The organism is Streptomyces sp. OZ13 (assembly GCF_052068155.1).
Taxonomy (GTDB): Bacteria; Actinomycetota; Actinomycetes; order Streptomycetales; family Streptomycetaceae; genus Streptomyces.
The window spans coordinates 357544-370442 of sequence record NZ_JBQHCZ010000002.1 but is presented as its reverse complement, the minus strand read 5'-3'; the positions used below and the strand labels follow the sequence as shown (position 1 = coordinate 370442).

At 70.1% G+C, this 12899-nt stretch carries 9 protein-coding genes; 6 read left to right on the top strand and 3 right to left on the bottom strand.

The features are described 5' to 3' along the window. Positions 1 to 36 precede the first annotated feature (36 nt). Positions 37 to 927, bottom strand: a complete 891-nt coding sequence (locus ACTMTU_RS05315; protein ID WP_441262276.1) for a DUF4097 family beta strand repeat-containing protein — start codon at positions 925 to 927, stop codon at positions 37 to 39. Positions 928 to 1030: 103 nt separating this feature from the next. Further along, complete coding sequence (locus ACTMTU_RS05310) at positions 1031 to 1555, bottom strand: hypothetical protein (protein ID WP_441262275.1); 525 nt, start codon at positions 1553 to 1555, stop codon at positions 1031 to 1033. Between the two features lie 340 nt (positions 1556 to 1895). On the opposite strand from ACTMTU_RS05310, the gene ACTMTU_RS05305 reads away from it, so the two are divergent. Then, positions 1896 to 2285, top strand: coding sequence for an ATP-binding protein (locus ACTMTU_RS05305; protein ID WP_441262274.1), 390 nt, complete (start codon positions 1896 to 1898; stop codon positions 2283 to 2285). A gap of 534 nt (positions 2286 to 2819) precedes the next feature. Here the strand turns inward: ACTMTU_RS05305 and ACTMTU_RS05300 are convergent. Continuing rightward, positions 2820 to 4055 carry a GNAT family N-acetyltransferase gene (locus ACTMTU_RS05300; protein ID WP_441262273.1) on the bottom strand — a complete coding sequence of 412 codons (1236 nt, stop codon included), beginning with the start codon at positions 4053 to 4055 and terminating at the stop codon, positions 2820 to 2822. Between the two features lie 738 nt (positions 4056 to 4793). Here ACTMTU_RS05300 and ACTMTU_RS05295 point away from each other — a divergent pair. From ACTMTU_RS05295 to xdhB, 5 genes are all read left to right on the top strand, one after another. Then, positions 4794 to 5186, top strand: a complete 393-nt coding sequence (locus tag ACTMTU_RS05295) for a DUF2267 domain-containing protein (protein WP_441262272.1) — start codon at positions 4794 to 4796, stop codon at positions 5184 to 5186. 143 nt (positions 5187 to 5329) lie between these two features. Beyond that, a complete protein-coding gene (locus ACTMTU_RS05290) occupies positions 5330 to 5674 on the top strand; it encodes a tetratricopeptide repeat protein (RefSeq protein ID WP_441262271.1) in 345 nt (114 codons plus the stop codon). A gap of 571 nt (positions 5675 to 6245) precedes the next feature. Further along, positions 6246 to 8435, top strand: coding sequence for a catalase/peroxidase HPI (gene katG, locus ACTMTU_RS05285; protein ID WP_441262270.1), 2190 nt, complete (start codon positions 6246 to 6248; stop codon positions 8433 to 8435). A 589-nt stretch (positions 8436 to 9024) separates the two neighbouring features. Then, positions 9025 to 10500, top strand: a complete 1476-nt coding sequence (locus tag ACTMTU_RS05280) for a xanthine dehydrogenase small subunit (RefSeq protein WP_441262269.1) — start codon at positions 9025 to 9027, stop codon at positions 10498 to 10500. Further along, positions 10497 to 12899, top strand: a complete 2403-nt coding sequence (gene xdhB, locus ACTMTU_RS05275; RefSeq protein WP_441262268.1) for a xanthine dehydrogenase molybdopterin binding subunit — start codon at positions 10497 to 10499, stop codon at positions 12897 to 12899. The genes ACTMTU_RS05280 and xdhB overlap by 4 nt, the downstream gene beginning before the upstream one ends.

Genomic DNA, 12899 nt, shown 5'->3' with positions numbered 1-12899 from the left:
TTCCTTTCGGGGACGCGAGTCGGGGGGTACGCCCGGTCAGGCGCGGCAGATGATGACGTCGCCGACCCCGGCCCGGGCGTGCACCTCGACGGTCTCGTCGGAGTCCGCGGGACCGGCGGAGGAGCCGAGCGAGTTGCGTACCGTGCCGTACTTGGTGTGCACGTCGAGCCAGGCGGCGGTGCCCTGGTGGATGCCCACTTCGAGGTCTCCGACGGACGAGCGCAGGTCGACACGCCCGCGGGCGACGTCGCCGACGCGGATGCGGCCGTTGGCGGACACCGCGTCGACCCCGGCGTGGGCGACGCCGATCTCGATCCTGCCGTTGGCGGACTTCGCCTCGACGCTGCTGTGCGCGATGCCCACGGAGACATCGCCGTTGGCCGCGCTGGTCTTCAGGCCACCGGTTACTTCGCCGACCTCGGTCGCGCCGTTGCCGTTCTTGACGGTCGCCGTGCCGGCGACGGTGCCGATCTCGATGCGGCCCGCGCCGACGACTTCGACGTCCCCCGTCGAGCGGACCAGGCGGATGTCGCCGTGGTCGGTCCTGAGTTCGGCGCCGGCCACCTCGTCGACCTGGAGGTCGCCGAACGAGGTCTTGAGGACGGCCTCGCCGAGGTGGCCTTCGCAGAAGAAGCCGCCCATGGCCGTGGTGCCCCGGACATCCGATCCCGCGGGCAGTTCGACGCTCACCTCGATGGCGCCCGTCTTGCCGAACAGGGACCGCTTCTTGGCAGTCCTGACCGTCAGCCTGCCGCCCGAGAAGGTGACCTGGGTCTGCTGCACGGCGCGTACGTCGTTGTCGTCGGCGCCGCTGCGCGGCAGGACTTCCACGACCGTGTCGGTGCGCTTGCCGGCGGTGATGCGCGCGGTGCCGACCTCCAACTCGAAGGTGGCGGAGATCGGTTCGGGTGTGTCGAAAGCAGGCATGGCTGTCCCGTCCTCTTGGCTTGGGTGGGTGATCCCGCCGGTGAGGCGGGTGATGAGTCACGTCGGCGAAATCAGCTCCGCCGGTGGAGTGGGGGTGGCGGGCCTAGCGGACCCAGCCGGTGAAGCTCCGGCCGCCCGACTCCTTGCCGCGGCCCGGCGGGCTCACGCGCTCCCCGCCGTCGAGCGCGGTGGACACCGCCCGCACCAGCCAGGCGTTGGCCGACAGGCCCTCCGCCGCGGCGGCATCCTCTGCGCGGGCCTTGAGGTGGGCGGGGAGGCGGAAGTTGATCCGCGCCATGGCGCCGTCGTCGGCGTCCGCGGGCGACGGCGCGCCTGCGGCGGGCGTGGCGACCGGCACCTGCGCCTCCCGGAACGGCTCGGACACGGGCGGTGGCGTCACCACGAACTCGGGGTCGAGCCCGCGCAGCCGCACATCGACGGAGCCGGGCGCCAGATCCCGTGTGACCTCGCCCATGGCCGCGGACAGCGCGTTGAGCAAGGTGAGACGGGCGGCGGACTCGAGGGGGGCGGTGAGCCGCTCGGCGAGGGCGCGGGCTTCGTCACCGCCCGCGTCCGCCGCGACGGCGAGTTCGTGCCGGAGGTTGTCGACGTAGGGCGTGAGGTCCATGACGCCATGATGGCACATCAGTGGCACCATGGCGAGCCAAAGTGGCTCCTCCTTGGCGCACAGGTCTTTGAGCTGCACTCTCTTCCTTGAATCGACGTGTCACGGTGCCGCGCGAGGGGCGGAATGGCGCGCAGTGGCACTCCGATGACGCCACGACGGCACCAGAACGAGGGCTCTGGCGCCGTCGGACCACCGGCCCGGCGACGACTACGTGGCCGGAGTCTGCGCAGGCGCAGGCTTGCGGCCCTGCGGCAGGCGCATTCGGGGCATCGGGGGATGACCGGCATATCTCGGGGCATGCGATTCAAGGTCCAAGAGCTCCGACGGAGGGTTTGTGATCATGCAGCCACCCGAGGCGGACAGCGAGTCCCTGACGGCCCGCCCGCAGACCGCTGAACGGGCCAGGGATGCGACGCGGGGGTTTCTCGCCGCGGTGGCACCGGCAAGCAGGCCCGAGGTGGACGCGGTGCTGCTGGTGGTGTCGGAACTGGTCACCAACGCGCTGCGGCATGCCGGTGGCGTGACCCGGTTCCGCCTGGTGGCGGGCCCGGGAACGGTGACGGTGTCGGTGGACGACCCCAGCCGCGTGGCCCCGCGTCCGCTGCCGAGAGACGTGGGGCGACCCGGCGGGTTCGGCTGGCACATGGTGCGCACCCTGTCCGCGGAGGTGCGGGTCCGCATCCGGCCGGGCGGCAAGACGGTGTCCGCGGTCCTGCCGCTGCCCCACTGACCGCCACCACGCCGGGTCTCGCGCTGCGCACCGGTACGGCCCGCCCGACAGCCCGCTCCGCCCCGGCGGAACGGGCCCCTGACCACGGCCCCGAGCGTTCCACCAGCCCCTGAAGCGACGCCGGCCCGGGCCCCGAGAACGATGCACCGACCGAACGGCCCCGTCCCACTGCTCCGAGTGGCAGAAGCCGGCGGGCAGAGCAGTGCAGCCGGACACCTACCGCCGCGCCGGCCGCAACGCCGCGCCGTCGGACCGAAGCACGGTGATCAATTCGGTCCAGGCCGAAAGGGGGCGCGGACCGCCCCACGGGTCGGCAAGCTGCGGTGACATCAGCCAATGAGACCGTGGTCGGCGATGGGAGGGTAACGGCGCTCGGCTCTCCTTGATCGGCCCTGGTCAGACGGGCCGTTCACCGCCCGCCGAGCGGTCCGTCACGAGGGCCCGGATCACGAAGAGGCGGACCACGTGCGTGTCGTGCCGGTCGCGTCGGGAGAGTTCAAGACGTTCACCACGGTCGCCTCCTCAACGTGCGGGTCAGAACCAGTGCAGGCAGTGCGGAGGGCGCTCGGCGCGGAACAGGGTGTCGGCGAGGGCGGCCGCGCCGGGGCGGTGGGCCCGGATGTGTCCGGCACGCACGAGCGTGCTCGGGGCGGTGCCGCCGAGGTAGACGGAGCCCAGGTCGCTCACGTCCAGGGACAGGTCGGGCTCCCGGTCCGTCGGGACGCAGTCGGCCTTGCCGTCCCGGACGGTCAGCAGGTAGCGGCCGCGCTCGCCGAGGAACGGGTCGTCGACGTCGAGGACGAGCTCACCGTCCGTGAACCAGCCGCGCGCGGTCAGCGCACGCGGTACGTCCAGCAGCCGCACCCAGAGCCAGTCGGTGTCGCCGCTCACCTCGCCGGCGCGGAAGTCCGCAAGCTGCCAGCGCAGAGGGTGTTCTGGAGGGAAGTGCCTGAACACGACCTGAGTGACCAGGTCGTGTCCGAGGACGAACCGGGCCAGGGCCGTGAAGGCGGCGTCGTCGGTGGCGATGGTCTCGTCGACCGTCAAGGTGCCGGACTCGCCGAGCGAGTAGCTGGCGTACCCGTCCTGGACGCCGTCGGCGTCACGGTGGACGGCGACGTAGCGCGGCGCCGGAGACAGCGGGGGCTGCCCCGCGCCCAGGGCCCACCAGCGGTGCGGCCGGGACAGCGCGCCGGGCTGCGCGCGGCGGTACGGGTCGTAGAGCGCCTCCAGGACGTCGCCGCACTCGGCCCGCCGCAGGACCTCCACCGAGCCGGTGTCCGGGCCGCTCGCGGGGGCCCGGGTCACGCCGCTCGCCCGAGGGAGGGCGAAGACGGCCTGGTGGCGCGGCACCGTCAGCCGCTGCGTGTAGGTCGCCGGGCCGTAGCCGAACCTGCCGTAGATCGGGGCCTCGGAGGCCAGCAGTACGGAGAGGAACTCCCCTCGGGACCGCAGATCGGTGAGCTGGTGCCGCATCATCGCGCTGAGCACGCCCTGGCGCCGGTGCGAGGGCACGACGCCGACGGCGCTCACCCCGGCGGCCGGGGCCAGGATCTCGCCGGGCAGGGTGAGCTCGAAGGAGTACGCGCCGGCGGTGCCGACAGGCCGCCCGTCAGCCGTCATGGCGAGCAGGTTGCGGTCCATTTCGAGCGCCGCCCACCAGACTCCGCCGCCGCCCTCGGCCGGGGTTTCCGGGAAGCGTCCGAATGCGGCATGGAGTGTGTCGACGAAGACGTCGAGGTCCTGGCCGGTCGTGGGACGTATCTCCATCGCTGCCGCTGCCTTCCGTGTAATGCCGGCACCACGGCTCGTGGCGCCCGCCACAGTGCAGCGTTGCCGCGTCGCCAGGGCAAGCGAATTACGGCCGGTCGCAGCGCAGCCCGGTCCCGGCCCCGGTCCCGGTGCGCGGATTGCGGCTCCGGCAGGCGCATGCCCCCGGTCAGGGAGGGCTACCCGCCCAGCAGACCGCGACGTGTGAAGAGACGCAGTGGGGCATCCGGTGGCCTCGAAGCGTTCCGACGTGAGGAGGCTCCATGACTCCCGCCGCACTCGGGCACTCGTTCCGGATCCGTCACGATGCGCTGCCCCTGACCGGGCACGAGTCGCTGGATCCGCTGCTGAAGCGGATCGGTGACGCGAGGTACGTGCTGCTGGGAGAGGCGTCGCACGGCACGTCCGAGTACTACCGGTGGCCCGACCTGCTGACCCGGCGGCTGATCGAGGAGAAGGGCTTTCTCCTTCGTGGCCGTGGAGGGCGACTGGCCCGACCGCACGGTTCGACGGCGGGCCGTTTGGCTGCGCGTGTGCGGTGTCACCCGTCCTGTGCGACTGCACGGATGCGGTGTCACCGGTCCTGTTCGACGGGCCCAGGGCAAGCCGCACGGCTCGAGTGTCAGGGTCCGGGGGCCGACACACCGGACGTCGGCCCCGGTACGGAGACGAAGTCCTGGCTCTGACCAGGCAGAACGGGATCGGTCGGTGCGCCGCTGTCGAACCGAGGAGAGATCGATGAGGCATGACGAATTCCTGGCTCGGGTGCGGGAGCGCGGTGAGTACGCGGATCAGGCGGAAGCCGCCAAGATCACGACTGCGGTGTTGGAGATCCTGGCGCACCGCATCACGCCCGGGGAGGCCAAGGACCTGTCGGCCCAACTGCCCGCCGCGCTGAAGGAGGCTCTCAGGGTCGACGGGGAGCAGCGTGCCGAGTCGTACGGCGTCGAAGAGTTCTACCGACGGGTGGGAGAACGCACCGGGGCCCGTCCCCAGACCGCCCAGTGGGACGCCAGCGCCGTACTCAGCACCCTGGCCGACGCCGTCTCCCCCGGCGAGCTCAACCAGATCATCAGCCAGCTCCCCTCCGGCTACGCCGTCCTCTTCGGCAAACCCGACTTGAGCGACTGACCGCGTCCGCGGTGCCTGGGTCGCCGGCCCCGCCCGGACGGCGGGTGCAGCGACGCGTGCACGGCGGCGGAATGCCGAGCAGCACGACCGTGTTCGGAGGGGTGTCCGGCCAATGACCGGCCGGCGAGCGGAAAGGTACGCAGGTGAGCGAGAGCTACTTCGAGTTCGGGACGCCCGCCGAGCGGTGGGAGCGGGCACAGATGTTCTTCGACGCCAAGGAGTACGTGACGGCGGCGCGCATCCTCAAGGGCTTGGTCGACGAGGTGCCCGAGCAGGTCGGGCCGCGGCTGCTGCTGGCCCGCGCGTACTACCACTCCGCCCGCCTGGCGAAGGCCGAGAGCGAGCTGCTGGCTGTGCTGGAGCGCGACCCGGTCGAGCACTACGCGCACCTGATGCTGGGCCGCACCCTCGAGCGGCAGGGACGGGCGGACGAGGCTGCGCCGCACCTGCGGATGGCGGCGGCGATGTCCGGCGAAACCGTGCTCTGACGACGAAGTCGATCCGGCCCCGGCGCAGTCACTGCGCCGGGGCCGGATCGCGTTCGGCGACGACTGGCGGCGCTGCTCATGCTGCACCGCGCCGCGAGCATTGCGACGGTCGCCATCAGAATCCTGTTTCGCAGCTTCACCGTTCCATTGCGTGCCGGGCCGGCAATACACATGTCCGCTCCCGTCGCCCGGCAGGGCGATTATGACGATAAGACGTTTTCCCTCTGCCGCACCCCCGGAGGCCTGGAATGTCGAGAGGAATTGAGGCAATGCCCGAACGGCTTTCGACTTAGGCTGATGTTATGCGCGGGTGCCCTGCGTGTTCTCTTAGCGGTGCGGCCCGCGGTGCGCGACCATACGGACGCCGACACAGACTCGATCATCGGCGTCGTGCATGACGACGGGTCCTCGCCGGCCGCCGAGGCGCGTTTCGTGCGGGTGCGGTCAGGTGTTTCCGGCCGGCGGGCTGCATGGCGCGTCAGAGCGCGGGTCGCGATTCTCGACACCGGCAATGCAACGACGTCAAGAGCAATAAGCCAGCAGAAGGACCGATACAGGAAGAAGGACGGACGTGTCCGGCAGCGAAAGCGAGAACCCGGTAATCCCCTCCCCGACCCCCACGCCGACTCGTCCCAGGACGAACCGGGACTGGTGGCCGAATCAGCTGGATCTTCAGGTTCTCCACCAGCACTCGCCTCTGTCCAATCCGATGGGTGAGGACTTCGACTACGCAGCAGAGTTCGCGACCCTCGACGTCGACGCGCTGAAGCAGGACGTCTTCGAGGTGATGACGACGTCACAGGACTGGTGGCCCGCCGATTACGGCCACTACGGGCCGCTCTTCATCCGGATGAGTTGGCACGCCGCGGGAACGTACCGCATCGCCGACGGCCGGGGCGGTGGCGGCAGCGGCGCCCAGCGCTTCGCCCCCCTCAACAGCTGGCCGGACAACGCGAGCCTCGACAAGGCGCGCCGTTTGCTCTGGCCTGTCAAACAGAAGTACGGCCGGAAGATCTCCTGGGCCGACCTTCTCGTTTTCGCCGGCAACTGTGCCATGGAATCCATGGGCTTCAAGACGTACGGGTTCGGATTCGGGCGGCGGGACATCTGGGAACCCGAGGAGATCTTCTGGGGACCCGAGGACACCTGGCTCGGAGACGAGCGCTACAGCGACGACAGGGAACTCACGGGTCCTTTCGGCGCCGTGCAGATGGGCCTGATCTACGTCAATCCGGAGGGGCCCAACAGCAACCCGGATCCGCTCGCCGCCGCCAGGGACATTCGCGAGACCTTCGGCCGTATGGCGATGAACGACGAGGAGACGGCCGCTCTCATCATCGGCGGCCACACGTTCGGCAAATGCCATGGCGCGGTCGATCCCTCTTACATCGGTCCGGAGCCCGAGGCCGCCCCCGTCGAGCAGCAAGGCATCGGCTGGCGGAACACCCACGGCAGCGGCAAGGGCGCGGACACGCTCACCAGCGGGCTCGAGGGCGCATGGACCACGGAGCCGACGAAATGGGACAACGGATACCTGGACAATCTGTTCCGGTACGACTGGGAGCTGACGACGAGCCCCGCCGGTGCGAAGCAGTGGACCCCCAAGGATCCCTCGGCGCAGGGCACTGTGCCTGATGCCCATGATCCGTCGAAGAGGCACGCCCCCATGATGCTGACGACGGACCTCGCGCTGAAGCTGGACCCGGTCTACGGGCCGATCGTGAAGCGGTTCCACGAGAATCCGGACCAGCTCGCGGAAGCGTTCGCCAAGGCGTGGTACAAGCTGTTGCACCGCGACATGGGTCCCCTCACGCGTTATCTCGGCCCGTGGATTCCCGAGCCGCAGTTGTGGCAGGACCCCGTCCCCGAGGTCGATCACGAGCTGGTGTCCGAAGAGGACGTAGCCGCCCTCAAGCGCAAGGTCCTCGATTCGGGCCTGTCCGTGTCGCAGCTGGTCACCACCGCTTGGGCATCGGCGGCGAGCTTCCGCGGCACCGACAAGCGCGGCGGGGCCAACGGAGCACGCATTCGGCTCGCGCCGCAGAAGGACTGGGCGGTCAATGACGTGCCCGAAGTGGCCGAGGTGTTGCGGACCCTCGAGCAGATCCAGCAGGACTTCAACGGCTCACAGGCCGGCGGAACGAGGATCTCGCTCGCCGACCTGATCGTCCTGGGCGGGTGCGCGGCCGTCGAGCAGGCCGCCAAGGACGCCGGGCACGAGATCACGGTCCCCTTCGCACCGGGGCGCACGGACGCCACGCAGGAGCAGACCGACGTGGAGTCGTTCGCCGTGCTCGAACCGCCGGCAGACGGCTTCCGCAACTACCTCCGGGCGGGCGAGAAGTTGTCGCCGGAGACGCTCCTGCTCGACCGCGCCAACCTGCTGACCCTGACCGCTCCCGAGATGACGGTTCTGATCGGCGGCATGCGGGCCCTGAACACCGGTTTCAAGGGCTCCCCCCTCGGCGCTTTCACGCACCGGCCGGGAACGTTGACCAACGACTTCTTCGTCAACCTGCTCGACATGGGCACGGAGTGGAAGACGTCGACCTCTGCCGAGAACGTGTTCGAGGGCCGTGATCGTGCCACGGGTGAGGTCAAGTGGACGGCCACCGCCGTGGACCTCGTCTTCGGTTCGAACTCCCAGCTCCGAGCCGTCTCGGAGGTCTACGCGTCCAAGGACGCGGGCGACAAGTTCGTGCGTGACTTCGTGGCCGCGTGGAACAAGGTCATGAACCTCGATCGCTTCGACCTCGCCTGAGCCCGATGTCCCCGGCCGTCCGATCACCGGCCGGCCGGGACATCCACGGACGCCGGTCAGGACGGTGCGCGCAGTTCGCTCCGCCGGGCCGGCGTTTCTCGTCCTGGCCGCCGGCACGGGTGACGAGCCACCCGGTGCGCCGCACAAGATCTCCGAAATGGCATCCCGGCCCCTGCGTCCCGTTGCGACCAGGGCGAGGCGCCGCATCCTCGGCTCCGTTGTTCCACTTGGCCTCTTGACCTCTGTGACGCCAGCCACTACTTTGCGGTGGACGCCGACCCGTCACGACCGAAAGGAGGCGACCAGCAGATGTACACCAGCTCTGATCTTGGTCGCCTCGCCCACTGCACGGTCTGGATTCCGGGTCGAATCGCGCACGGCTGCTGACACGCCGTTCTGATGTGCCCTTCCGTGGCACATTCCGCGTTCCCCGCACCTTCCGGGTTTCCCTTCACCGCCTTCCGGCACGTCGCTGTTGCGTGCCGTTCTGCGCCCGCTTCTCTCACGTGGCGCGTCTGAACACAGAAAGCTGCCTGAAATTGGCGAACATGATGAACCGACCCGTCGCGCACCGAAACGGTGGCCTGTCATGGTAGCGGCGCGGATCACGGTCAACGGTAAAGAAGCACCGATCTCCCCGGCCACGCCCCACACCACGGCGCTTGATTTCCTGCGCGAGCGCGGCCTCACCGGCACCAAGGAGGGCTGCGCCGAGGGTGAATGCGGCGCCTGTTCCGTCCTGGTGGCCCGTCCCGGGGTGAACAAGCCCACCGACTGGGTGGCGGTCAACGCCTGCCTGGTCCCGGTCGCGGCGCTCGACGGTCAGGAGATCATCACGTCCGAAGGTCTCGCCACCTCCGGCGAACCCGGCACGCCCTCGACCCTGCACCCGGTGCAGGAGGAGATGGCGGTCCGCGGCGGCTCCCAATGCGGCTACTGCACACCGGGATTCGTGTGCAGCATGGCCGCCGAGTACTACCGACCCGACCGCTGCGCACACGCGGACCCGGACCCGGACTCTGCCGACGACACCGGCCACGAGCACGGTCCGAACGGTTTCGATCTGCACGCGCTGAGCGGAAACCTGTGCCGCTGCACCGGCTATCGCCCGATCCGTGATGCCGCGTTCGCTGTCGGTACGCCCACCGACGACGACCCACTGGCGCAGCGACGCGAGCAGGCCCCGCCCGCACCGGTTGCCACCGAATACGCCCAGGGCGACAGCGCGTTCCTGCGGAGGAGCACGCTGGCGGAGACGCTGGACTTGCTGCGCGAGCGGCCCGGCGCCGTGGTGGTCGCCGGCTCCACCGACTGGGGTGTGGAGGTGAACATCCGTTCCCGCCGGGCGGATTGCGTCGTGGCCGTCGACCGGCTGCCCGAACTGCGGGCGCTGCGAGTCGAGTCCGACCACATCGAGATCGGGGCGGCGCTGACGCTCACCGAGATCGAACGCCGCCTCGACGGCGACGTCCCGCTGCTGGCCGAGCTGTTCCCGCAGTTCGCTTCCCGTCTCATCCGCAACGGTGCGACCCTCGGCGGCAACCTGGGTACCGGCTCTCCCATCGGTGACAGCCCACCGGCGCTGCTCGCGCTGGAGGCGTCGCTGGTGCTCGCCGACGCCGACGGTGAGCGCGAGGTGCCGCTGGCGGACTACTTCACCGGCTACCGGCAGAGCGTGCGCCGTGCAGGTGAGCTGATCCGCGCGGTGCGCATCCCGCTGCCGCTGTCACCGGTCGTGGCCTTCCACAAGATCGCCAAGCGGCGCTTCGACGACATCTCCAGCGTGGCGGTCGCTTTCGCGCTCGACGTCGAGGACGGGATCGTCCGCAAGGCACGCATCGGCCTGGGCGGCGTGGCCGCCACCCCCATCCGGGCCCTCGACACCGAGGCTGCCCTGGAGGGCAGGCCGTGGACGGCGGAGACCGTCGAGGCCGCGGCCCGCGTGCTGCGGGGCGAGGGCACGCCGATGGACGACCATCGCGCCAGCGCTCTCTACCGTTCCGCGATGCTCGGCCAGAGCCTGCTGAAGCTGCACGCACAGACCCCCGAGGCGGTGTCGTCATGAGTCATCTGTCCGAGCGCCCCGAAAAGCCCGTGGTCGGCGTCCCGATGCCGCACGAGAGTGCCTCCCTGCACGTCACCGGCACCGCGCTCTACACCGACGACCTGGTCCAGCGCACCAAGGACGTGCTGCACGCCTACCCGGTCCAGGTCATGAAGGCCCACGGCCGGATCACCGCGCTGCGCACCGAGCCCGCGCTCGCCGTGCCCGGTGTGGTACGCGTGCTGACCGGTGCCGACGTGCCCGGCGTCAACGACGCCGGCATGAAGCACGACGAGCCCCTGTTCCCCGACGAGGTCATGTTCTACGGCCACGCGGTGGCCTGGGTGCTGGGCGAGACCCTGGAGGCGGCCCGCCTCGGTGCGGCGGCCGTCGAGGTGGAACTCGACGAGAAGCCCGCCCTGGTCACGCTGCAGGACGCGATCGCGGCGGACAGCTACCACGGCGCCCGTCCCCTGATGGTGCACGGCGACGTCGACGCGGGCTTCGCCGACTCCGCGCACGTGTTCACCGGCGAGTTCCAGTTCGCCGGTCAGGAACACTTCTACCTCGAGACCCACGCGGCGCTGGCCCAGGTCGACGAGAACGGGCAGGTGTTCATCCAGAGCAGCACCCAGCACCCGTCGGAGACCCAGGAGATCGTCTCTCACGTGCTCGGCGTGCCCGGCCACGAGGTGACCGTCCAGTGCCTGCGGATGGGCGGCGGTTTCGGCGGCAAGGAGATGCAGCCGCACGGCTTCGCGGCCGTCGCCGCGCTCGGCGCCAAGCTGACCGGTCGGCCGGTCCGGTTCCGGCTCAACCGGACCCAGGACCTGACCATGTCCGGCAAGCGGCACGGGTTCCACGCCACGTGGAGGATCGGCTTCGACGCCGAAGGCCGTATCCAGGCCCTCGACGCCACCTTGATCGCGGACGGCGGCTGGAGCCTGGACCTGTCCGAGCCGGTCCTGGCCCGCGCGCTGTGCCACATCGACAACACCTACTGGATCCCCAACGCGCGCGTCGCCGGTCGCGTCGCCAGGACCAACACGGTCTCCAACACCGCCTTCCGCGGCTTCGGCGGACCGCAGGGCATGCTGGTGATCGAGGACATCCTGGGCCGCTGCGCGCCGAAGCTCGGCCTGGATCCGATGGAGCTGCGCGAGCGCAACTTCTACCGGCCGGGTCAGGGCCAGACGACCCCGTACGGACAGCCGGTCACCCAGCCCGAACGGATCTCCACCGTCTGGCGGCAGGTGCTGGACAACGCCGGCATCGCCGACCGCAGGCGCGAGATCGCCGCCTTCAACGCCGCGCATCCGCACACCAAGCGGGCCCTTGCGATCACCGGCATCAAGTTCGGCATCTCGTTCAACCTCACCGCCTTCAACCAGGGCGGCGCGCTGGTCCTGATCTACAAGGACGGCTCGGTCCTGATCAATCACGGCGGCACCGAGATGGGCCAGGGGCTGCACACCAAGATGATGCAGGTGGCCGCGACCACGCTGGGCATCCCGCTGCACAAGGTGCGCCTCGCCCCGACGCGTACCGACAAGGTGCCCAACACCTCGGCCACCGCCGCCAGTTCCGGTGCGGACCTCAACGGTGGGGCGATCAAGAACGCCTGTGAGCAGCTGCGCGAGCGGCTGCTGCAGGTGGCCGCCGGCCGACTGGGCGCCAACGCCTCGGATGTGCGCATCGTCGACGGCGTCGCGCGCGCCCTGGGCAGTGACGCGGAGCTGGCCTGGGACGACCTGGTGCACACCGCGTACTTCCAGCGGGTTCAGCTGTCGGCGGCCGGTTTCTACCGGACCGAGGGTCTGCACTGGGACGCGAAGTCGTTCCGGGGCTCGCCGTTCAAGTACTTCGCCTACGGCGCCGCGGCGACCGAGGTGGAGGTCGACGGCTTCACCGGTGCGTACCGCATCCGGCGGGTGGACATCGTGCACGATGTCGGCGACAGCCTGTCTCCGCTGATCGACATCGGTCAGGTCGAGGGTGGTTTCGTGCAGGGCGCGGGCTGGCTGACGCTCGAGGAGCTGCGCTGGGACACCAGCGACGGCCCGAACCGCGGACGGCTCCTGACGCAGGCGGCGAGCACGTACAAGCTGCCGAGCTTCTCGGAGATGCCCGAGGAGTTCAACGTCACGCTTCTCACGAACGCCACCGAAGAGGGCGCGGTCTACGGCTCCAAGGCGGTGGGTGAGCCTCCGCTGATGCTGGCGTTCTCGGTCCGAGAGGCGTTGCGGCAGGCCGCCGCCGCGTTCGGGCCGAGCGGGGTCAGCGTCGAGTTGGCCTCGCCCGCGACCCCTGAGGCGGTGTACTGGGCGATCCAGGCGGCTCGCCAGGGCGACGCGTCCCTGAACGGCAACGTCCTCAACGGCAAGGTCCGGACCGCCACAGAAGCGCTGAGCGGTGCCTGA

Bases quoted from the DNA above. Each gene is read 5' to 3' on its own strand.
- ACTMTU_RS05295 (WP_441262272.1), top strand. From the start codon at position 4,794: ATGAGGCATGACGAATTCCTGGCTCGGGTGCGGGAGCGCGGTGAGTAC.
- ACTMTU_RS05310 (WP_441262275.1), bottom strand. From the start codon at position 1,555: ATGGACCTCACGCCCTACGTCGACAACCTCCGGCACGAACTCGCCGTC.
- ACTMTU_RS05300 (WP_441262273.1), bottom strand. From the start codon at position 4,055: ATGGAGATACGTCCCACGACCGGCCAGGACCTCGACGTCTTCGTCGAC.
- ACTMTU_RS05305 (WP_441262274.1), top strand. From the start codon at position 1,896: ATGCAGCCACCCGAGGCGGACAGCGAGTCCCTGACGGCCCGCCCGCAG.
- ACTMTU_RS05280 (WP_441262269.1), top strand. From the start codon at position 9,025: ATGGTAGCGGCGCGGATCACGGTCAACGGTAAAGAAGCACCGATCTCC.
- xdhB (WP_441262268.1), top strand. From the start codon at position 10,497: ATGAGTCATCTGTCCGAGCGCCCCGAAAAGCCCGTGGTCGGCGTCCCG.
- ACTMTU_RS05315 (WP_441262276.1), bottom strand. From the start codon at position 927: ATGCCTGCTTTCGACACACCCGAACCGATCTCCGCCACCTTCGAGTTG.